20 protein-coding genes are annotated in these 19,221 nt (G+C 59.6%); 9 read left to right on the top strand and 11 right to left on the bottom strand.

The genetic code is table 11. The features are described 5' to 3' along the window. Positions 1–21: 21 nt before the first annotated feature. The 5 genes from EDE09_RS15735 to EDE09_RS15755 form a co-directional block, all read right to left on the bottom strand. Positions 22–732, bottom strand: coding sequence for an ABC transporter ATP-binding protein (locus EDE09_RS15735; RefSeq protein ID WP_132411562.1), 711 nt, complete (start codon positions 730–732; stop codon positions 22–24). Beyond that, a complete protein-coding gene (locus EDE09_RS15740; RefSeq protein ID WP_132411564.1) occupies positions 729–1,496 on the bottom strand; it encodes an ABC transporter ATP-binding protein in 768 nt (255 codons plus the stop codon). The genes EDE09_RS15735 and EDE09_RS15740 overlap by 4 nt, the downstream gene beginning before the upstream one ends. After that, positions 1,493–2,776 (bottom strand): branched-chain amino acid ABC transporter permease, encoded by a 1,284-nt coding sequence (locus EDE09_RS15745; RefSeq protein ID WP_132411566.1) that lies wholly within the window; start codon positions 2,774–2,776, stop codon positions 1,493–1,495. The genes EDE09_RS15740 and EDE09_RS15745 overlap by 4 nt, the downstream gene beginning before the upstream one ends. 5 nt (positions 2,777–2,781) lie before the next feature. Further along, positions 2,782–3,723 carry a branched-chain amino acid ABC transporter permease gene (locus EDE09_RS15750; protein ID WP_105370836.1) on the bottom strand — a complete coding sequence of 314 codons (942 nt, stop codon included), beginning with the start codon at positions 3,721–3,723 and terminating at the stop codon, positions 2,782–2,784. Positions 3,724–3,794: 71 nt separating this feature from the next. After that, positions 3,795–5,027 (bottom strand): branched-chain amino acid ABC transporter substrate-binding protein, encoded by a 1,233-nt coding sequence (locus tag EDE09_RS15755; RefSeq protein ID WP_132411568.1) that lies wholly within the window; start codon positions 5,025–5,027, stop codon positions 3,795–3,797. Between the two features lie 266 nt (positions 5,028–5,293). Between EDE09_RS15755 and EDE09_RS15760 the strand changes: the two genes are divergently transcribed. Continuing rightward, positions 5,294–6,019 (top strand): GntR family transcriptional regulator, encoded by a 726-nt coding sequence (locus tag EDE09_RS15760; RefSeq protein WP_132411570.1) that lies wholly within the window; start codon positions 5,294–5,296, stop codon positions 6,017–6,019. 360 nt (positions 6,020–6,379) lie between these two features. Here EDE09_RS15760 and EDE09_RS15770 read toward each other — a convergent pair whose 3' ends face one another. Further along, a complete protein-coding gene (locus tag EDE09_RS15770; RefSeq protein WP_105370839.1) occupies positions 6,380–6,817 on the bottom strand; it encodes a nuclear transport factor 2 family protein in 438 nt (145 codons plus the stop codon). A 119-nt stretch (positions 6,818–6,936) separates the two neighbouring features. Here EDE09_RS15770 and EDE09_RS15775 point away from each other — a divergent pair, with 119 nt between their 5' ends. After that, positions 6,937–7,293 (top strand): helix-turn-helix domain-containing protein, encoded by a 357-nt coding sequence (locus EDE09_RS15775; protein ID WP_132411572.1) that lies wholly within the window; start codon positions 6,937–6,939, stop codon positions 7,291–7,293. Positions 7,294–7,441: 148 nt separating this feature from the next. On the opposite strand, the gene EDE09_RS15780 is transcribed toward EDE09_RS15775, so the two are convergent. Next, a complete protein-coding gene (locus tag EDE09_RS15780) occupies positions 7,442–8,335 on the bottom strand; it encodes a LysR family transcriptional regulator (protein ID WP_132411574.1) in 894 nt (297 codons plus the stop codon). Positions 8,336–8,436: 101 nt separating this feature from the next. Between EDE09_RS15780 and EDE09_RS15785 the strand changes: the two genes are divergently transcribed. Together EDE09_RS15785 and EDE09_RS15790 are read left to right on the top strand one after the other, a co-directional pair. Next, the gene (locus tag EDE09_RS15785) at positions 8,437–9,252 is read left to right on the top strand and encodes an SDR family NAD(P)-dependent oxidoreductase (protein ID WP_132411576.1); all 816 of its coding nucleotides are present in this window, start codon (positions 8,437–8,439) and stop codon (positions 9,250–9,252) included. Between the two features lie 438 nt (positions 9,253–9,690). Beyond that, the gene (locus EDE09_RS15790) at positions 9,691–10,422 is read left to right on the top strand and encodes a prolyl oligopeptidase family serine peptidase (RefSeq protein ID WP_105370842.1); all 732 of its coding nucleotides are present in this window, start codon (positions 9,691–9,693) and stop codon (positions 10,420–10,422) included. A gap of 296 nt (positions 10,423–10,718) precedes the next feature. Here the strand turns inward: EDE09_RS15790 and EDE09_RS15795 are convergent, their stop codons facing one another. After that, positions 10,719–11,621: a LysR substrate-binding domain-containing protein gene (locus EDE09_RS15795; RefSeq protein WP_105371043.1), complete on the bottom strand. Its 903-nt coding sequence runs from the start codon at positions 11,619–11,621 to the stop codon at positions 10,719–10,721. A 141-nt stretch (positions 11,622–11,762) separates the two neighbouring features. On the opposite strand from EDE09_RS15795, the gene EDE09_RS28670 reads away from it, so the two are divergent. Further along, positions 11,763–12,113, top strand: a complete 351-nt coding sequence (locus EDE09_RS28670) for an NAD(P)-binding domain-containing protein (protein WP_245505155.1) — start codon at positions 11,763–11,765, stop codon at positions 12,111–12,113. Further along, the gene (locus tag EDE09_RS15800) at positions 12,037–12,549 is read left to right on the top strand and encodes a hypothetical protein (protein WP_245505156.1); all 513 of its coding nucleotides are present in this window, start codon (positions 12,037–12,039) and stop codon (positions 12,547–12,549) included. The genes EDE09_RS28670 and EDE09_RS15800 overlap by 77 nt, the downstream gene beginning before the upstream one ends. A gap of 223 nt (positions 12,550–12,772) precedes the next feature. Here the strand turns inward: EDE09_RS15800 and EDE09_RS15805 are convergent, their stop codons facing one another. After that, positions 12,773–13,012 carry a hypothetical protein gene (locus EDE09_RS15805; RefSeq protein ID WP_105370844.1) on the bottom strand — a complete coding sequence of 80 codons (240 nt, stop codon included), beginning with the start codon at positions 13,010–13,012 and terminating at the stop codon, positions 12,773–12,775. Positions 13,013–13,204: 192 nt separating this feature from the next. On the opposite strand from EDE09_RS15805, the gene EDE09_RS15810 reads away from it, so the two are divergent. Together EDE09_RS15810 and EDE09_RS15815 are read left to right on the top strand one after the other, a co-directional pair. Beyond that, positions 13,205–13,453, top strand: a complete 249-nt coding sequence (locus tag EDE09_RS15810; RefSeq protein WP_105370845.1) for a DUF982 domain-containing protein — start codon at positions 13,205–13,207, stop codon at positions 13,451–13,453. A gap of 253 nt (positions 13,454–13,706) precedes the next feature. Next, positions 13,707–14,318 (top strand): cyclodeaminase/cyclohydrolase family protein, encoded by a 612-nt coding sequence (locus EDE09_RS15815; protein WP_165924194.1) that lies wholly within the window; start codon positions 13,707–13,709, stop codon positions 14,316–14,318. A gap of 793 nt (positions 14,319–15,111) precedes the next feature. Here EDE09_RS15815 and gabD read toward each other — a convergent pair. Next, complete coding sequence (gene gabD / locus EDE09_RS15820; RefSeq protein ID WP_132411580.1) at positions 15,112–16,566, bottom strand: NADP-dependent succinate-semialdehyde dehydrogenase; 1,455 nt, start codon at positions 16,564–16,566, stop codon at positions 15,112–15,114. A gap of 578 nt (positions 16,567–17,144) precedes the next feature. Between gabD and EDE09_RS15825 the strand changes: the two genes are divergently transcribed. After that, entirely contained in the window at positions 17,145–17,744 is a 600-nt protein-coding gene (locus EDE09_RS15825) for a TetR/AcrR family transcriptional regulator (protein ID WP_132411582.1), read from the top strand. 87 nt (positions 17,745–17,831) lie between these two features. Here the strand turns inward: EDE09_RS15825 and repC are convergent, their stop codons facing one another. Beyond that, positions 17,832–19,184, bottom strand: coding sequence for a plasmid replication protein RepC (gene repC, locus EDE09_RS15830; RefSeq protein ID WP_132411584.1), 1,353 nt, complete (start codon positions 19,182–19,184; stop codon positions 17,832–17,834). Positions 19,185–19,221 lie beyond the last annotated feature (37 nt).

Genomic DNA, 19,221 nt, shown 5'->3' on the forward strand with positions numbered 1-19,221 from the left:
TTGCATGCGGGCGATGCTGCCTCAGGCCACTTCGAGCCAGTTGCGCCTTACGTCAGGATGAGCGTCCAGCTCTTCGGGCGTGCCCTTGAAGACGAGCTCGCCGTGGTCCATGACCATCACCTGCCGTGCGACCTTGAGAGCGATTGTCAGTTTTTGCTCGACCAGCACCACCGCCACGCCGCGGCGTCCGATATCGAGGATCACCTCCATCACTACCTCAACGATCTTGGGTGCCAGACCTTCGGTCGGCTCATCGATCAGCAGTACGCGGGGGTTGCCCAGCAGGGAGCGGCAAATCGTCAGCATCTGCTGTTCACCGCCCGACAGATAGCCGGCCCGGATCGCGCGCCGTTCCTTCAGGCGCGGGAAATAGTCGTACATTTCATCGACCGACCAACGATGTGCGCCGGGCGCTCCTTTTTGCACACCCATGGTGAGGTTTTCCTCGACCGTGAGGTTGGGAAAAACCAGTCGCTCCTCGGGCACGTAGCCGATCCCCTGGCGGCAGATGTCGAAGGGTCGCTGCCCGGCCAGTTGAACCCCATCCAGCGTTACCGTCCCGCCGCTCGGCGGCACCAGACCCATCATCGCCTTCAACAGGGTCGAGCGGCCGGAACCGTTTCGACCCAATAGGGATACGACTGACGATTCCGGCACCTCCAGATCGATGCCGTGCAGGATGTGGCTTTTGCCGTAATGGGCGTGCAGTCCCTTTACCTGGAGTAAACTCATGACGCCTCCTGACCCAGATAGGCTTCCTGCACCTCTCGGTTGGCGCTGATGCGCGCCGGCGTATCGGTTGCAAGGATGTTGCCGTAGACGAGTACCGAAACCCGATCGCAAAGGCTGAAAACTACGCTCATGTCGTGCTCGACCATCAGCAGGGTCTTGCCTTCTGTGACGGAGCGGATCAGTTCCACCGCCTGAGCTGTCTCCTCGCGCGACATGCCGGCGGTCGGTTCGTCCAAAAGGATGACATCCGCGCCGGTGGTCAGCGTCATGCCGATCTCGAGCGCCCGCTGCTCCGAATAGGTCAGATCGCCTGCAAGGTCGTGGGCGCGAGCCTCAAGCCCCACCCGGGCCAGCGCCTCAGCCGCTTCCTCGTTCACCTGCTGCATCCGCGCAATCCGGCGAAATAAGCCGTACCGTACGCCATGGCGGGCAAGGACGCCGATGCGCAGGTTCTCGAACACGCTCAGACGATGGAAGATGTTGGTGATCTGGAACGAGCGTGCCAGCCCTCCCCTGTTGATGCGATGCGGCGCCAGACCGCCGATGCTTTGGCCGTTGAGCATGATTTCGCCGGACGACGGCGCGAACATGCCCGAAATCAGGTTGAAGAGTGTGGATTTGCCGGCACCATTGGGTCCGATCACCGCATGCCGTTCGCCCCGTCTGACGTCGAGTTCCAGCCCCTTGATGACCTCGATCGGGCCGAACGACTTGGTAACGCGCGACAGCCTTAGTGCCGGCTGGTCGTTGATCGGGGCGATCATGTTGCACCTCCCAGTACAGCGACGTCTGCCGTGGCTTGCCTACTTTCGTCCATCCTTCCCCAGAGCGCATCGATACGCCGTCTGGCACGAACCATCACGGCGACACCGCAGACCAGGAGGATCAGCGGGAGGAGCCAGGTGAGAGGGCTCACCGGCCGCCATTCGATGCCGAAGAGCGGATAGGACGGCAAGCCGCCGGCTGTAGCCTGCCTCGCCATTGCATATTCCTCGCCGAAGAGAATTGAGACGGTTTCGGTCATGAAGACCACGCCGGCGGCCACCAGCACGCCACCAAGGATCGCGACGAGATAGGGACCTGCGAGCCGCGACCAGTCCAGCTGGCGACGATGGCGAATGTGGTGTTGCAAGACGCCGCCAATTCCCGCAGGTGCATAGAGCATCACCAGCACGAAGATCAGCCCCTGGTAAAAGACCCAGGATCGCGTGACGTCCGAAAGCAGAAACGAGAACAGGGTGAAGGCTGCAGCGCCGATGACGGGGCCGAAGAATATTGTCGACCCGCCGACGAAGGTCTGCAGGACGACCTGCGCCGAAACATCGCTCGCAAACAGGGAATAGTTCGCCGTCTCGTTTGAGATTGCCAAGAGCGCGCCCGCCACACCCGTGAACATCGCCGAGATCGCGAATATGATCACCTTTGATGAATGGGCGTTGTAACCGAGGAACCTTACACGCTGTTCGTTGTCACGCAGGGCAAGCGTCAGACGCCCGAAGGGGGTGTGGGTGTAGGACCAGAGAGCGAGACCGCAAAGCACCACCCACGCCAAGGTCAGGTAATAGACTTCCAGCGTGGAGCCGAAAATGATCCCGCTCCAGGGCATCCGCATAGAGGACACACCCGCTTCGCCGCCGAAAAGGTCCTCCAGCCGCGGCGCCAGCGAATGGAAGAGCTCGGCGATCGCGAGCGTGACCAGGGCGAAGTAGACGCCCGAACGCATTGTGGCGAAGTAGCCGGCGATGAGCCCGATAATGAGGCCGATCGCAGCGCCCGCAAGCGGAACGAGCGGCGTCGGGAAGGGAAAGCCGTCATCGATCGCAATCATCAGATGAAGTGCTGCGAAGGCGCCCAGTCCGAAATAGGCGGCATGGCCGAAGGAAAGCAGCCCCGCCTGGCCGATAAGCAGATTGAACGCCAAGGCAAAGAGGCTTGCGATCAGCACGTTGACCAGCGCGTTCTGCCAGGCGATCCCCATGAACGGAGGGATGACGATCAGCAGGACCAGCAGGACGATGGGAAGAAAAAGTTTACGCATCGGCATCCTCTCTAGTTGCGCTCGCCCATGAGACCTGCCGGGCGGACCAACAGGACGATCAGCATCAGAGCAAACGGGATCGTCGCACTGACCGAGGAGAGCTCCAGTGTCATCAGTCCACCAAAGGAGCGCGCCCACTCGCCCAGGCCTACCAGCGAGAAGAGGGTCGCCAGCGACCAGTCGAGGCCGACGGCAAACGAGGAGAAAAGCCCGATCAGAAGTGACGCAACGAGCGATCCCTTCAGTGACCCGAGGCCGCCGACGACCACGACGACGAAGACAATAACGCCGAGCTCCAGCCCCATGTTGGGATTGGTCGGGTAGAAGGCTCCGGCCACCGCTCCGGCAAGCCCGGCCAGTGCGGCACCCGTCGCGAACACGAACATGAAGACCATCGGGATGTTGTGCCCTAGTGCCTCGGCCATGGCCGGAAGCCGCTCCGCCGCCCGCACGATGATCCCCGTACGGGTGCGGGTCAGAAGCAACCAGAGCGCCGTGAACATCACGATCGCCACGCCGCCGATGAAGAGCCGGTAGAAGGGATAGTCTGCGCCGAATATCTGGAAGGCTGAAAAGCGCATTTCGGCGGGCATCTGGTAGTTCACGGGGAAGTCGCCGAAGCAGAGCTTGATGAGCTCCTCGATGATCAGTGCCAGGCCGAAGGTCAGCAAGAGTTCATGCGCGTGGCCATGGGCATGCACGCGCGGCAAGAGAAAACGTTCAACCGCCATGCCCGTCACGCCAACGAAGATCGGCGCGACGATGATGGCGGCCCAGAAGCCGAAGACGGAGGACACCGCATAGGCGACATAAGCGCCCAGCATGTAGAACGACGCATGGGCAAAGTTTAGCACGCCCATCATGCCGAAGATGAGCGTCAGACCGGCGGAAACCATGAACAACAACAGTCCATAGGTCACGCCGTTCAACGTGGAGATGATCGCGAATTCCATGAGTGTTCCGGGAGCTGACGGTCAGGATGCTGGTCCGTGTCTGGTACGGACCAGCGTTCGATGACGGGGGCCTATTCGGCCGGGCGTTCCATCTTGCAGCTGTCCTGCACCGAGTTGATTGCCTTGTCGCCGGCAATGACCTTCACCGTTTCGAAGCCCATGTTCGTGCCATCGGCAGGATACTTGGGATTTTCCACGACCCTGGAGACAACTACGGGGCGGATCGTCTGGTGATCGTCCTTGCGGACCGAGATCGGGCCGATCGGGCTCTCGTAGGTGGTGTTTTCCAGCGCCAGCGCGATCTTCGTCGCATCAATGTCGCCGCCGCCGAAATCGACGGTCCCCAGCGCCTGTTGCAGGGCACCAAGCGCGAAGGCGGTGTGGCCTTCAACGAAGATCGGATAATGGCCCGTCGCCGCCTTGTAGCTTTCGGCGAATTTACCGTCCGTCGCGGCGTTGTCATAGTTGTTGGCGATATAGTGGCCGATCGCCGTCTTGCCGGCGTTGGCGATATTGCCGGGTTGATCGAGGAAAGCCGTGGCGAATGTGACATCGAGCCCCGCATCGCCTGCCGCCTTCATCAGCAGCAGGAGGTCGTTTGACCAATTCCCAGTGAAGACGGTGTCCGGAGCCGCAGACCTGATCCGCGCGACGAAGGGCGCGAAGTCCTGGATCTTGTTGACGTCGTGGAGAACCTCGTCGACCACCGTGTAGCCGCCCTCTGCTGCCGCTGCCTCGACGGCTGCCTGCATGTCCTGGCCCCAGGAATAATTCTGGTTGATCGAATAAACCTTGTCGCCGAGGTCCCCCGACTCCTTCATCGCGCTGACAAGCGCGCTCACCCGCATCGGAGCGGTCGTGGTGTAGCGGAAGTGGTAGAACTGGCACTTGTTGCCCGTCAGTTCCATGGCCTCGCCGCCCAGGTTGATGAAGATCACTTCCTTGCCGGGATTGCGGATGTTGTGCTTGCGCACGTCCTCGGTGAGCTGACCGGCAATGGCCGAGGAAGCGCCTTGGAAGATGATGTCGACGCCGTCCGCTACGGCCTGGCGAAATTTGTCGGCCGCTTCGGGCGAACCGCCGGCGTTGTCGTATTCCGTGACGGTGACGGGCTCGCCGTTGAAACCGCCCGTATCGTTGATGCGATCGACACCATATTTGACGGCATTGGCGTAAAGGCGACCCGTCGACGTCTGGGCGCCAGAAAGGCTCTCGACAATGCCAATCTTCAATGGCTCGGCGTGAAGTGCAGTAGCGCTGAATGCGGCTGCAGCCGAAATCGCGCTCATGACGAGACTTCTCATATTCTTCTCCTCCCGAATGTCTGTCCGTGTGCCGCACCGTTCAGCGTCGATCGCCAAGGGTCCTCCTGAGGCACTGCAGGCATGTAATCACACACGTCCCGATGTGTAAAGCCTTGAGATATGTGATCACACATCTCACAGCCGCGGCAATATTGCTTTTTGTTGTGAACTCCGCCGATTGAACGTAGAACGACTGATGGCTTGGAGGTCGCGCGGGCGTCCGAGCACCCCAACACTGATTCAACGACCTAGCGAGGCCAGAGGACGTGAACACTTTCGATCCGACAATAAGAAGCCAGCGAACGCTGGTGCCGGTCGATGTGTCGACAGTGCAGGATCGGGTCTACCAGAGCCTTCGACTTGGTCTGCTCAAGGGAGAATTTCTTCCAGGCGAGCAGGTTTCCATTCGCGCCCTCGCGGAAGTATTCGGAACAAGCCCAATGCCGGTGCGTGAGGCGGTGGCACGGCTGATTGCGGAACGGGCCATCGAGCAATCCGGGCCGCGGACGCTTCGGGTTGCGCCTTATCTTGCCTCCGATCACGAGAACTACATTCGCGTGCGCATGCAGCTGGAAGGTTATGCGGCCGAGCGGGCGGCAAGCGCGCCGAAGAACCCGGCTTTGACCGATGCGCTGAGGCGCCATAACGACAGCATCCAGGAGGCCCTTGAGGTCCGCGACTTCGACGCTGCACTCGCTGGCAACCAGGCGTTCCATTTCGAGCTCTATCGTGCCGGCGGCTATCCGCAACTGCTCGACATCATCTCAACCCTCTGGCTTCGCACCGGCCCGATCGTAGCGTCTGCGCGCAAGGATGAGGGGCTCTTCTATCGGATCTTCAATAACGGCGTTCAAATCCACAGCAACGCTATCGAGGCGATTTCCCAGCGGGACCGAGCGGCAGCACGCCACGCGATCAACCTCGACATCCGGTCGTCCCACCTGTCGATCCGACGCTTCTATCAACGTGCGTCCGCGGAGTCAGGATATTGAGTCCCTGACCCGCGCAAGGCCTGCGCGGGTAGGCTTCAGCAATCGGGCACCAGGAACAGGCTCCCGGATGGCAAATGCGTGGCCACTATGATCTGAGCGCTAGCTGATTCCCGAATTGCATCAAGAAGGCGAAGCAGTTCTAGTTGACTCGTTGGGAAAGCGCGCTTTCCGGCTCGTTCCGGCACCCAAAGGCGCTTCAGATATGGGGCGGCAGGCCCGTCAATTTGTCTTTCGCATCGCAGATACAGGCGCGAGACAATCGTCAAGAGTTCATGACTTGAGAAACGCGGCGCCCCGGGACTGGCCTTGCCGAAGAAATTGAATCGGCAGGGAGTGTCAACAAATCAGTCTCTCCGCCTATCAAGCTGCCGTGTCGCTACCCGCAAGACCCAACTGGCGCTGCAGGATGGAGGCTGCGTTGTAGCAATGAAAGGAGACGACCTTTCCATCCCGCAGGTGAAAGACATCGCAGCAAGGAACATCGATGGTCCTCCCGGTGGGAGCGATCGGGCCATCTGGTGTCACCAATGCTCCACTATGCGTGCCGCGAATGGCGAGCTCGACCACGATCACATTTTCCATCGCGTAGATGTTGAAGAGCTCTCGGTGAATATCTGGAAAGGCCTGAGCCATGCCGCCGGCGACCATGGCGATATCCTTGCCGCGGAACTCCATGTTGGTCGGGATATCCCGCACATAGGCATCCCCGGAGAAGAAGGAGACGAACTTGCCGACATCCAGTCCGTCTCCCTCTGCTGCAGCGTATAGCTCTTTGATCATTTGGATATCGTCTCTCATTGACAGCTCCTCGTAATGTTTCCGGCTATCCCGACCTCTGGCGGCGGGCGACGGAAGACATGTAGACACCCACTTGCTCGATGGGTAGAACATACCAAAAGGTAAGCGCGAGGTTGTTAATGGACGGACCGAGCACCCAATGTGGCCTTGACGTTTCGCTGGCGGTTATCGGCGGCAAGTGGAAGCCTTTGATCCTTTACCATCTCCAGGATGGCCCTACTCGATTTTCCGAGATCAGAAGGCGGGTCGGAGGCATCAGCGAAAAAGTGCTGATCCAGCAATTACGGGAGTTGGTCGCAATGACCGTTCTGGTACGCCACGATCACCACCAGGTGCCTCCGGTGGTCGATTACGCGCTGACGCCGTTGGGGGAAACGCTCGTTGAGGCGCTGGTTCCGCTATGCGAATGGGGAAATCGGAACCGAGCTGAGGTAGCGGGCATGCTGCAGCGATCGTCGAAGGTGGCATCCGTGTGAAGCGCGGATGGGGAGGCTAGGAAGCTTTCGCGAGAACTGCTGTCTGCGCAGCGACGTCAGACCTTCGAGTACGAGCCGGATTGGCAACAACTGGTCCTACCGACGGCGGTCGAATTCTGAGGAACTACTCCCGACGGCCAGCCACCGTCTATTTTTCTTTCCATCCTCGAAGCGTCTCCTTGAACAGTTCAAAGGCCGCTGTGCCCCGCCGGTCGGGGTAATAGAGATGGTAACCTGGAAAGGGCTCGCACCACGGCTCCAGAAGGCGGATGAGACGACCGTCGACAATTGGCGTCGCGACCAGATCCTCCAGAATGTAGAGGATACCCAAACCCTCAACGGCGGCGGCGACAAGCAGGTCGCCGTCGTTAAACACCGGCCCCCGACCCGGCACGACCGTCACCGCGCGACCATCGCGCTCGAATAGCCAGGGAGACAGCTCGCCATGTGCATCGCCGTAGGCTATGCAACGATGCGCCGTAAGGTCGGAAGGCCCGATAGGCGCCGGATGGTCGCTCAGGTAGCCGGGAGCAGCCACCACCGCGACGCGAAGGGGTGGCCCGATCGGCAGCGCGATCATGTCCTTCTCCAAACGCTCGCCGAGCCGGATACCCGCGTCGTAGCGGCCAGCAACGATGTCTGTCATCCCGCTCTCCACGCGTACCTCAACTTCGATGCCGGGGTGGTGGCGCATGAAGGACGGGAGCATCGGCCACAGCACCGTGTCGGCGGCATGTTTGCCCGTCGTTATCCGGATGGTGCCGATCGCCGCTCCCCGTGCCTGGGACAGCGCCTCGATCTCGTCGTCCAACCCGGCCAGTGCCGGCGACAGGGTTGCGAGCAGGCGCTCACCGGCAGCAGTCGGGGCGACGCTGCGTGTCGTGCGAGAGAGGAGCCGAAAACCCAGTTGGCCCTCCAGCCGCTTCATGGTCTGGCTCAACGCTGACTGCGTGACGCCGAGCCGCCTTGCGGCGCGCGTGAAGCTGCGCTCCGAGGCAATAGCCGCGAAGACTGCAAGGTCGCTGAGCTGATCCGGCCGCATTGATAATCCCTGCTACTGGGGTCCATTACCTATTAGCGAGTTATCACGATATATTACCAACCCTACATAGCTGATGACGCTCAAGGAAGAGAGGAACGGCTATGGCTAGGGTTTGGTTGGTGACGGGCGCAAGCCGGGGACTGGGCCGCGAGATCATGCGTGCGGCACTCGATGCGGGCCAAACGGTGGTGGCAACGGCGCGGTCCGCTGATGCGGTGCGCGATGGCTTTGAGGTTTACCAGGATCGCCTGCACCCCGTCGCGCTCGATATCACCGACGCCGAGGCAGCGAAGTCGGTCGCTGCGGAAACTGTAAAGCGGTTTGGTAAAATCGACGTGCTGGTCAACAATGCCGGATATGCCGAACTGGGCTTCTTCGAGACCTTCACGGAAGCCGCTGTGCGGCGTCAGTTCGAGGTAAACCTGTTCGGCACGATGAACGTCGCGCGCGCGGTCGTCCCCCACATGCGCAAGCGTCGCTCAGGCCTCATCGTCACAATCTCATCGGTTAGCGGACTGGTCTCCAACGCTGGAGGGTCGGTATACTCCGCGTCGAAATTCGCGGTCGAGGGCTGGATGGAACGCTTTGCGCAGGAGCTTGCCCCGTTTGGTGTCCGCTCTCTCCTGGTCGAGCCGGGGATGCTGCGAACCGACTTCATGGACGGCAAGTCCGCGAGCTTCGGCAGCATCCTCATTCCAGACTATGCCGAGGCAGTCGCCCGGTATCGATCGTTCGTGGACGGGGCAAACGGCAACCAGCCGAACGACCCGAAGCTGCTTGCCGCACGAATTGTGGAGCTCGCTTCACAAGACAAGGCACCGGCGCGCCTCATCTTTGGCGAGGATGCCCAGCAGTGGGCCAGTGAGAAGGTGGACAAGTTGCGAGAGGAGCTCGCTCAGTCCGCCGATCGCGGCTGACAGCCCAAACGCGGCGCCGGCGAGGATGGGTTTGCTCGGCTCCGGCGGCTGTACGAAGAATATTCCAGCTTCTGGCGCCCTAGCGACATTGGCGCTGCCTTGCGATGTCTGCTTCAAGGAGGCGCGACGGCGACCTTTCTGACGGCCATTGAGGGCCGACCGCGGACGGACCCCTTGATCGTGCAGTAGTGAATAAGCTTGAACAGGCCCTCACCTAAACCTGCCGATTAGGGAAGCAGCGCCGTTCAAGCCTCGCCGCCTCGTTTCCATATCAATGTGACAGTCTCCACGTCGCGCGCTGCATTTCGAGAATGCAACGGTTTTGGCGCGCTAACATTTTCCCGAGCCGGACTACATCCCGGACGGGAAGACTTGAGTTCTGGTCCTTCGGATCCATCTGATGGGATTGCAGGTCCAAAATCGTAAGGAGGTCATCGGATGCGGCGGAACATTATGGCAGTGGCTTTCGCGGCTGTAGTCGGAATGTGCGGTGCGGGCCTGGCGCAGGCCGAGCAGATAAAAGCCAGATCGAACGCCAGCCTGGAGACTGATCTCAACTATCTGATGTACACGCCGGACGACTATGCGTCATCCAGCAACTCCTATCCGCTGGTTGTGTGGCTACACGGCGGCGACCAGGGCGGGACCGATATCGAGAAAGTCAAATCGAGTGGCCTTCCGAAATTGATCGAGGGCGGAAAGACATTCCCCTTCCTGGTGTTTTCGCCACAGAACCCGAGTGAAGAACTGCTTTTTCCGATCGAGAAAGTGGAGGTGGCGCTCAACGAGGTTATGTCAAAATATCGGGTGGATCGCACGCGGGTCTATGTCATGGGATTCAGCCGCGGCGGTTTCGGCACCTGGGCAATGGCAGAACAGTTTCCGGAAAAGTTCGCCGCTGTCGTTCCGATCGCTGGTGGCGGTAATCGCCACTATCTGAGCAGGACAAATGAGAAGACGGCATTTTGGGTGTTCCACGGCACGAACGATGAAGTCATCCCTTTGTCGGATTCGATCGTGCTGTACGAGCGGCTCGTCGGTCTGAAGCGCAATGCTCGCTTGAGCGTTCTGGAGGGCGTGGACCACTCAAGCGTCGAATGGGCCGCCTTGAATGATTCCGAGCTTTGGGATTGGCTTCTGAAACAGCGCCTTCAGGCCACGCCCCAGTAAGGCCTTCAAGCCTTTATTCGTGCGGGGAATGCAAGGGCGTATGCTTGCGCCACAAGCAGACATCCCATCTCAATCGATAGCGGCCAATGCGTTATTTAGTTTCTCCACGACCTCAACTCGTGCAGGGGCTCTAGGATTTTCTGCATATTTGTCTTTGAAGGGCCTGCCGGAAAGGGAGACTTTGTGTTCGGTCGTCCAAACGGGGTCCAGCATGGTGCCTGTTTCTTCGCCCGTCTCCCTGCAGAACGCGGTTCGAACGGCCACCACGAGCACCCTCCCGAATCCGGGATCGCGGACTAGGGGTCATGAGCTCGGCGAGAGAGTTTTGCGATCAAATAGTCAGCGACTATCCGAACTGAAGGCAGTTGCCCGCGGCGGTGCGGAACGAGTAGCGTTGTCGCCACACCACCTGCTGTCCATTCGGGAAAAATGCGAACAAGTGCGCCAGATTCAATGAGTGGTGCACAGAAACTGCTCGCAAGGCAAGCTACTCCAAGACCAGCCTTGGCTGCTTCAAGTAGCGAGATCGTCTCGTTAGCCGCGTAGCGAGGGAAAGGCGTGACTTTGGTGACCGAGCCTTGGTCATTGCGAAGCGTCCATACCGATTCCGAGGGCGATGCCATCAACCCATCGAGTTCTCTCGCCTCCCCGGGGCGAGAAAACGCACCTTTCTCCCGGATATAGTCGGGCGAGGCGACCAGCCAGACTGGGTCGTCATATATCCGACGTTGTACGAGATCGGCATCGGACAGAGGGGCGAAGTGGTTGCGGATCGCGATGTCAAAACCCTCCTGCACGATGTCCACGAATCTGTCGGAAACGTCGAGCGTGATGCGCATTTTCGGGTAGCGCGCGGCGAGGGGTGGAAGCAGCGCCGACAAACGGAATTGGGCAATGGGCAAGGATGCTGTGATCCGGACAGTTCCGCTTGGTTCGGCCAGGCGGCCCTTAATGACATGCTCCGCGGCCTCGGCCTCGATCAGCATGGCGGCGGCATGTCGATACAAATCTCGGCCGATCTCCGTCACGGCGAAGCTCCTCGAGGTTCGTTGAATCAGACGGACCCCGATCTCCCGCTCCAATTCAGCGAGCCGCTTGCTCAGCGTGGATTTGGGAAGGCGCAGCGCGCGACCAGCTGCGGCAAAACCGCCGTGATCCACCACTCGAACGAAGATGAGAAGGTCGTTGAGATTGAGCACTAATCCATCCATCGTTCTGTTTTGAAGACGATGGATCTACGAATAGCCGACTACCCCGCTTTCGTCCAATATTGCATCTTTTCAGCAACCCGCTCCCCCAAAGGGGGCGTCGTGTTGGGACATCGAGGGAAGAATAGATCCATGACCAATATTTCGGTTCTCGGCCTAGGGGCGATGGGGCAGGCGCTGGCCGCTCGCCTTCTCCAACAAGGGCATTCGGTCACCCTTTGGAATCGGACAGCTGGCAAGGCTGGCTTCCTAGTTGCTCAAGGAGCGCGTGAAGTCACCAGCGCAGCAGACGCCATTGCTTCAAGCGATCTCACTGTGATTTGCGTATTGGACTATGCCGCCGCGAGCTCTGTGCTCGATGGTGCGGCCTCGGCGCTCGCCGGGCGTGCGGTCGTCAATTTGACCAATGGCACGCCCGCCCAAGCGCGCGCCACCGCCGAGCGGCTCGAAGCCGACTTTCGACGCACATATCGGTACGCTTAAGGCGCTCGGCGCCGCTGCCTATCTCGGTGCCGATGCTGGACTGGCGTCGCTACACGACCTCGCTCTTCTCAGCGGCATGTATGGTCTGTTCGCCGGCTTCTTTCACGCTACTGCCCTTGTCGATTCCGAGGGCATTCACGCGAGGGAGTTTCTCCAGTTGCTTGGCCCCTGGATGACCGCAATGATGGGTGAACTCCCAGGATACGCAGAGAAGATCGATAGCGGCGGGCACGGCCTTAATGTGGTGTCGAACCTCGCCATGCAGGCCACCTCGCTGGAAAATATACTCACAGCCACCCGTGAGCAGGGTGTCGCCACCAGTCTGCTTGCCCCCCTGCTGGACCTGTTTCGAAAACGCGATAGTGCAGGACATGGAGACGAAGACATTTCGGGCGTGTTTGAGCTGATCCGGCGCAGAAGCGGCGCAGGTACCTGAACCCAGAATCGGATGGCGCCGCAAGCCGCGGCAAGTCACGATGCGATCCGTAAGCCCCGCGTGCAGAAATGACGCCGGATAGGGACGCAGACGTCGATATGAAGATCCGGCACGAACTTTTCGATCGACCACCGCGGGAACGCCGGACTTACGGGGCACGTGAGTTAATTCACTATCCTTGGGCCGAGCAGCACCCGGCGCGAGCGCTCGATGGCCGGGCGCCCTAATGTGTTACCTGCGGCTTCTGGAAATTTGCCGCGAGCACCGGATCATCGTCAAGGTGCTGCCACCAAACCGCAGGTTCGATCTGGCCCGATTGCCAGCATTCGACCAGTAGTTCCTGTTCGGTCGAAAGCGGCGGGACCGGGTCCGTAGCGGTGGCTTCGACGTTCGGCCCTACCAAGCCGATTTCGGCAAGGAAGCTTACAAGCGTACCGCGAATGTCCGTATAATGCATAGCCATATCTCGGTCTCCTTTCGGAAGATAACTATCATCGGCGGTGGGGGTTCCTCCCCCGACGCTTCGATCCCCTCGTGGAACGATTCGCCATCCAGTGCATTAGAGTGAGGTCGCGAGGGCGGTCTCCCGTCCCCCCCTTCAGAGATCACAAATCTCCTGCCCTCGCGTCTCTTTTCCTCTGGAGGTAGAGGCTGCATGTTTGATGTCGACTGGGCCATTCCCGTTTCTGTCGAGCTTCATGGTGCAGGAGACCACGATCTGATCTTCTGCACCCGAGACGCCGCAAATTGCCTCCTTGAAGACTGGCCCGTCGACGATGGGGAGCATTTTCATCAGGCTCTCCGCACTTTCATGCTGGTGCTCGATGGAAAAGCAGAGCCGGAGGACGCAAGAGACGCATTCGTCGCGGCCGCAGAGGAAGCGGGGCTGGTGGTGATTGATTAGCGCTTAAGCCTTTTTCCGCGTAAGCGCAGGTTTGGCCGAGCTGTGTGGCGCATTGCTGTCTTTCCAACATCTTCGCCGACCGGGTAGCATGAACCCTGCCTTGCAAGCGACACTAGACCCCAGCGGCCCAACAAGCCTTCCCGTCGAAGCCCCGAACAAAGAGACGCGTGCGTCATCTGGAAGTGAGGTTGGCGGAACTTCGACAGCATTGGTTAGTTCGATCCGTTTGCGGTTGGTTCAAAGAGTATTGAAATTGACATCTGCCCTCGTAGACGAACAATTCAAAGACATCGTCGCATCCATTGGTCGGCGAGCCCCTGATATACCAGGCAGCACTGCGTCGATCCTGGCCGCGCTCCTTGGTCTCGCGATGGGGAAGATGGCAATTGCGGTGTCGGACAACGGTGGGAACCGCTTTTCCGACGCCCGGCGGCGATTGGACGAACTTTCAGAACAGCTTACCGTATCCGCAGATCGTGATCGGCGCCACTTTCGGCGATATTTGGACGTGCTTTCCAAGGAGCCATCCGATCATGAAGCCGCCGATGATAGCGGTCTGCACGAAGCTCAGGCGCAGGCGACCGAAGAACCGCTTGCCGCGGCGCATCTTATCGTGGAGGGGCTTGAGCTTTTCCGGGATGTGGCAGGCTCTATAGACCGCAAAGTGGCAAGCGACCTCCATTCAGGCGCCAGCGTCCTAAGCGCGGCTTTCTGCGGAGCGATGATGGCCGCGGAGATCAACCTGCGTCACCAGGTTGCAATGCGTCGCCGCACTTTTGGCGAGCGTGCCGATCTTTACCGGCGCCGAGGGGCAGCCCTGGAGCAGCTTGAGAAGGTGGCCGCGGACCTGGATTTTCGTTATTGAAATTGCGTCTTTTCCGATTTCATTCAGGGGAGGCTGGGACGCAAGCGCGTCCCAGCCCAAAATCACTCAGCATGCCGGCTGTGGGGTTGCCGCGCTGCCGGAGTTCGACGCCGCTGTACCTGCCGAGCCTTGCTGTGTCGGTGTGGTCTTGCAAGGAGCGTTGGTGGATCCGGTATTGTTCGCATTCCCACCCACGCTGCCTGTTGTAGGGTTATTGGCGTCGAGCGACGTTCCTGTACCACCGGCTCCAGAGCCCACGGAAGCTCCTCTGTTTGTTCCGGATCCGGACGATCCAGAACCTGAATCAGTGCCAGAGCCGGAGCCGCCTGATTGAGCGACTGCTGCCGTGGCTAAGCCCAGGGAAAGAACAGTAGCTGCGAGCATTTTGACGAGCATTTTCCGCTTCCTCTTTGTTGTGGTGGTCTCTCGACCGGAGACAAGTGTAACAACCGGCGCTCGCTATTGTTTCAGCGGCTGTCGAGATGGAGAGGAAAAGTTTATCGGCGAACACAAGCGAACCTCGGAGGAGCTTACGGAATACCCAAATCTGCCGGTGTTGGCCCGCAGCTGACGGCAATTAATCGAGAGACCGCGGCGAAGTGGTTTTCCTCCCCCAGTTTCGAACTCAGGCAGCGTGTACGGTGTCAAGCACCACCGTGCCTTCCCCAGCAGCAGAACGACGTGACCCGACCACACGTCGGCGCTCGATCGTTCCTCAATGCTGATGATAAGCAGAAGCAGGATGTGCGCGACAAAACTCGGCAGCCGCGGATGATCGATACGTTCCTGTCAATCAGCCTATGCCGCCGAGGCACACATATTTGATCTCGACGAATTCCTCGATGCCGTAGCGCGAACCTTCGCGGCCGAGGCCGGAAAGCTTGACACCTCCGAACGGAACTTCAGCGGTCGAGATCAGTCCGGTATTGACGCCCACCATGCCGTATTCAAGCGCCTCGGCGACCCGGAATACCCGGGAAAGATCACGGGCATAGAAATAGGAGGCAAGGCCGAATTCGGTATCATTGGCCTGCGCAATGACATCCGCCTCGTCCTTGAAGCGGAAAAGCGGCGCCACCGGCCCGAACGTCTCCTCCCGCGCCACGGCCATGTCGGCCGTCACATCGGCCAGAACTGTTGCCTCATAAAATGTGCCGCCAAGCGCATGGCGCCCGCCGCCCTGAATGACGCGGGCACCTTTGGATAAGGCGTCGCCGACATGCTCCTCGACCTTTTCCAGAGCCGCCTTGTCGATCAGAGGCCCAAGAACGACGCCCTCGTCGAAGCCGTTACCAGTTTTCAGCTTGCCGACCGCCGTGGCGAGCTTTGCCGCGAATGTATCGTAAACACCGTCCTGCACATAGAGCCGATTGGCACAGACGCAGGTCTGGCCGTTGTTGCGATATTTGGCGATCAGTGCGCCTTCGACGGCTGCATCCAGGTCCGCATCGTCGAAAACGATGAAAGGGGCATTGCCGCCGAGCTCCAGCCCGAGCTTCTTGATGGTCGGCGCGGACTGCCTGTAGAGCTCCGCACCAACTTCCGTCGAACCGGTAAAGGTCAGTTTCCTGACGATCGGATTGGCCGTCATCTCGCCGCCGATCTCGCGGGCCGAACCTGTAATCACGCTGAACAGCCCTTTGGGCAAGCCCGCCCGTTCGGCCAGCACTGCCAGCGCGATCGCCGAAAACGGCGTCTGCGATGCGGGTTTCAGCACCATGGCACAGCCGGCGGCCAGCGCCGGGCCGGCCTTGCGAGTGATCATCGCATTCGGAAAGTTCCACGGTGTAATCGCCGCCACCACGCCGATCGGCTGCTTCATCACCATGATGCGCTTGTCGGGCTGGTGGCCCGGAATGAGATCGCCGTAGACGCGTCGGCCCTCTTCCGCAAACCATTCGATAAAGCTCGCGCCATAAACGATCTCACCGGTCGCTTCGGTCAGCGGCTTGCCCTGCTCGAGCGTCAGGATACGTCCCAGATCGTCCTTGTTGGCGATCATCAGGTCGAACCATTTGCGCAGGATCGCCGAGCGCTCCTTCGCGGTCCTTGAAGCCCATTGCTGCTGAGCGGCCTGCGCCGCTTCGATCGCAGCGCGGGTCTCTGCCGCGCCAAGCTTCGGCACTCGGCCGATGATCTCGCCAGTCGCCGGGTTGTTGACTTCTACCGCGTTCGACGGATCGGCATCGAGCCAGCGCTCGCCCACCAGCGCAGCCTCGCGAAACAGTGTCGGGTCGTTCAGTTTCATCGCCTCATCTCCTTTTGATGCGATTCCTGCGGATCGCCGAGAGCCGCCTTCTCCAGAGGAGAACATATTGCCGACCTCCGGCCAATCCAAGCGCCGGCAATCAGGTTGTGCCTTGGGGGGAATTGAGGCGTCCGATTCTGTCACATGGCAAAAACGGCATGGCCGAGGGCGGAGGACATCATAAGCTGGTGCCACGACACCGGTACGACGAGTGTCCGCGACGAACGTGGTCGTCACGGTGTCACAAGGGATGGGCAGGCAGTCGGTGTGTTAGATGGATGTCAGGTTCTCTGCCTGCTCGATCGCTTCGGCTTTTCCGGGGGATATGGCTGCGGTGGGTTCAAATTCCGAAACCATTTCGTCCCGGCGGTTGGCGCCCTGACGGCGTTGCCGTGCCTTAAACGACCGCCATCGAGCGCCGGATGCTCCCCGGTTGCGGAGAACGGTTCGCGACCCGGCTCCCTGCTCGATGACGCGATCACTATAACCGCGACCGGAAGGTAATGACGGAGCGGGGATGTTTTTCGCGGGCGGCCGCTGAAATGACATAGGAATTTCTCCTGAGGCGGCGCGAAATCATCCGCGCTTCCCCCCCCCGATTTTTAGCGCAAGCCGCGGCAAATCGCGAGGCCGTCATCAACGTCGCAAGCCGGCTGTTTAGAGAGCACGGTTTTGATGGCATCGGATTGAAGGACCTGATGAAAGGTGCGGGCCTCACCCAAGGCGGATTTTATAAGCAGTTCGAGTCCAAGGACGATCTTGCAGCGCTTGCCTCAAGGCGGGCGATGGAAAGCTCGACCGGCAGATGGTCGACCGTCGCGGCCTCGACCCCGGATCCGCTGGAGGCCATAATCCGTTTTTATCTCTCAAAGGATCATCGAGGTGAGAAAGGCGATGGTTGCCCCATGGTGGCGCTCGGTTCTGACGTGGCACGTCGTCAAAGCGAGGAGGTGAAGCTTCCTTTTCAGGACGGCATAAAGGCTCATCTCCAAGTGCTGGACGAACTCATGGACGTGACCGAGGGCTCGGAACCAAGCGGCAAAGCAATGACCATATTGTCGCTCATGGTGGGTGCAGTCACACTCTCCCGCATCCTCGACGAAGCTTTGTCGCAAGACGTCCTCAACGCAGCTGCCGACGAAGTCAGGCGTATTGCGAGCTCTCCAGCAGGACAATGAGGCGTTCTGTCTAAGCCCAGGGGCTTTTGCCGCTGGTTGTTTCGAGTAGGGCAAAAAGCCCTCCGGCCGCGGCTGCCATATGCGTGGTCAATTGGCACTGCAATATTCCGACGAGACGGTAACGTATTGCTTTTTCTGAAGTGGCTTTTCGTTGTTAAACGTAAGCGGCATCTCCGTTTCATTACTGCTGGTACCGACTTTGGCATGAGTCCGCAGGACGGCCATGAGCATCCGGTTTGGAACGAATTGGCGGCGTTCGCATCGCTTGGTCAGATCACGCAGGTATCCGCCCGGCGAATTGATGGATGTGGCCCGCTCGAGGATACAGGCCATAACGATCGCCGTCGTTTCAATCCCCATCGTGGCGCAGGCCTTGGTGTAGGCTGTCTCGCTCACATCGAACATTGAACGCACAACGGCAGCGGCGGCGGCAAGATCGCGCCAGTTTCGGACAGATCCGGCTGGGGCGTAATCGATGATCTGGGGGCATGCTCGAAGCACCAGATCGAGCGTTATCCCTTCGGAAGACGGTGTGTGATTTGGGATGTCTTCATCGACATCAGGCAGCTGTTCGGTGACTTCGACTTGCTGGTCCAACGGATTTGGAGGCGGAAGATGATCTCGGATGCAGATGTTTTCAGATTCAAAATTGAAGTTTGGTTTTGAATCCTGTTTGTGGCGCTCATTCTGGGATTCATTGGCGCTCAGATTCCGAATTTTAACTTGTGACTTCAGACTCTTAACGATGAAGTGGTGAAGTTCGTTCATCTGCCGCCGAATTGGCTGAAGGGTTTCCAAGGTAGGGTTGCGAGGGATCTGAGAGGTAATTGTGCGAAATTCGGCCAACATATCATCCCAATCTCCGGGAAGTGCTTCGGCAATGGCAGTCGCGAGCAGCTTGGAGATATCGCGTCGGCAGATGCTGATCTGTTCTTTGGTTGCCTTGAGATTTTCTCTGTCGGTTACGATCTCGGCAGCAAGGCAATCGATTTCAGAGGCTCTAGCGAGCAGAGGCGCAAGGCTGAAGCCGAAAACCTCGCTGATTTGCCCGCTCCGTGCACGCCGCGCGTAACGTTTTCCATTTGGACTATCCTTGCGGAAAATCAGGCCGGCCTCGATCAGCATGGAGAGATGCCTGCGAAGAGTTGCGGGCGTCATCCCCCTTGCCCGGAGAGAGAGCTGAGCGTTTGAGGGGAAAACAACAAGGCTGCTGTCTTGGCTGAGTTCGTCCGCCGGATAAAACGTCAGGAGCGCATCAAGAACGGTCAACGACCGGTCACTGATCCCCAAGGCTCGGCGGGCTTCGCAGACCGATCGGAATAGTTTCCACTTGTTCCGGCGCATTCCAGGTTCGATCTGGTCGGCGAGATGCTGATTTGCCAGCATTCCAAGCGACATCGATCGCCGCCCGAAGGGCGTCGTTATAAATTCATGCCTCATTTGCCATCACCTTGGTTTAGGCAAAAGAAATCCACCC

This window comes from Neorhizobium sp. S3-V5DH, from assembly GCF_004343065.1.
GTDB classification, from domain to species: domain Bacteria; phylum Pseudomonadota; class Alphaproteobacteria; order Rhizobiales; family Rhizobiaceae; genus Neorhizobium; species Neorhizobium huautlense.

Excerpts from the sequence above, each read along its gene's own strand:
- EDE09_RS28670 (WP_245505155.1), top strand. The coding sequence starts at position 11,763 with ATGACCAATATTTCGGTTCTCGGCCTAGGGGCGATGGGGCAGGCGCTG.
- EDE09_RS15785 (WP_132411576.1), top strand. The coding sequence starts at position 8,437 with ATGGCTAGGGTTTGGTTGGTGACGGGCGCAAGCCGGGGACTGGGCCGC.
- EDE09_RS15755 (WP_132411568.1), bottom strand. The coding sequence starts at position 5,027 with ATGAGAAGTCTCGTCATGAGCGCGATTTCGGCTGCAGCCGCATTCAGC.
- EDE09_RS15810 (WP_105370845.1), top strand. The coding sequence starts at position 13,205 with ATGTTTGATGTCGACTGGGCCATTCCCGTTTCTGTCGAGCTTCATGGT.
- gabD (WP_132411580.1), bottom strand. The coding sequence starts at position 16,566 with ATGAAACTGAACGACCCGACACTGTTTCGCGAGGCTGCGCTGGTGGGC.
- EDE09_RS15745 (WP_132411566.1), bottom strand. The coding sequence starts at position 2,776 with ATGCCGATGCGTAAACTTTTTCTTCCCATCGTCCTGCTGGTCCTGCTG.
- EDE09_RS15775 (WP_132411572.1), top strand. The coding sequence starts at position 6,937 with ATGGACGGACCGAGCACCCAATGTGGCCTTGACGTTTCGCTGGCGGTT.
- EDE09_RS15750 (WP_105370836.1), bottom strand. The coding sequence starts at position 3,723 with ATGGAATTCGCGATCATCTCCACGTTGAACGGCGTGACCTATGGACTG.
- EDE09_RS15805 (WP_105370844.1), bottom strand. The coding sequence starts at position 13,012 with ATGGCTATGCATTATACGGACATTCGCGGTACGCTTGTAAGCTTCCTT.
- EDE09_RS15740 (WP_132411564.1), bottom strand. The coding sequence starts at position 1,496 with ATGATCGCCCCGATCAACGACCAGCCGGCACTAAGGCTGTCGCGCGTT.
- EDE09_RS15770 (WP_105370839.1), bottom strand. The coding sequence starts at position 6,817 with ATGAGAGACGATATCCAAATGATCAAAGAGCTATACGCTGCAGCAGAG.
- EDE09_RS15790 (WP_105370842.1), top strand. The coding sequence starts at position 9,691 with ATGCGGCGGAACATTATGGCAGTGGCTTTCGCGGCTGTAGTCGGAATG.
- repC (WP_132411584.1), bottom strand. The coding sequence starts at position 19,184 with ATGAGGCATGAATTTATAACGACGCCCTTCGGGCGGCGATCGATGTCG.
- EDE09_RS15780 (WP_132411574.1), bottom strand. The coding sequence starts at position 8,335 with ATGCGGCCGGATCAGCTCAGCGACCTTGCAGTCTTCGCGGCTATTGCC.
- EDE09_RS15735 (WP_132411562.1), bottom strand. The coding sequence starts at position 732 with ATGAGTTTACTCCAGGTAAAGGGACTGCACGCCCATTACGGCAAAAGC.
- EDE09_RS15800 (WP_245505156.1), top strand. The coding sequence starts at position 12,037 with ATGGCACGCCCGCCCAAGCGCGCGCCACCGCCGAGCGGCTCGAAGCCG.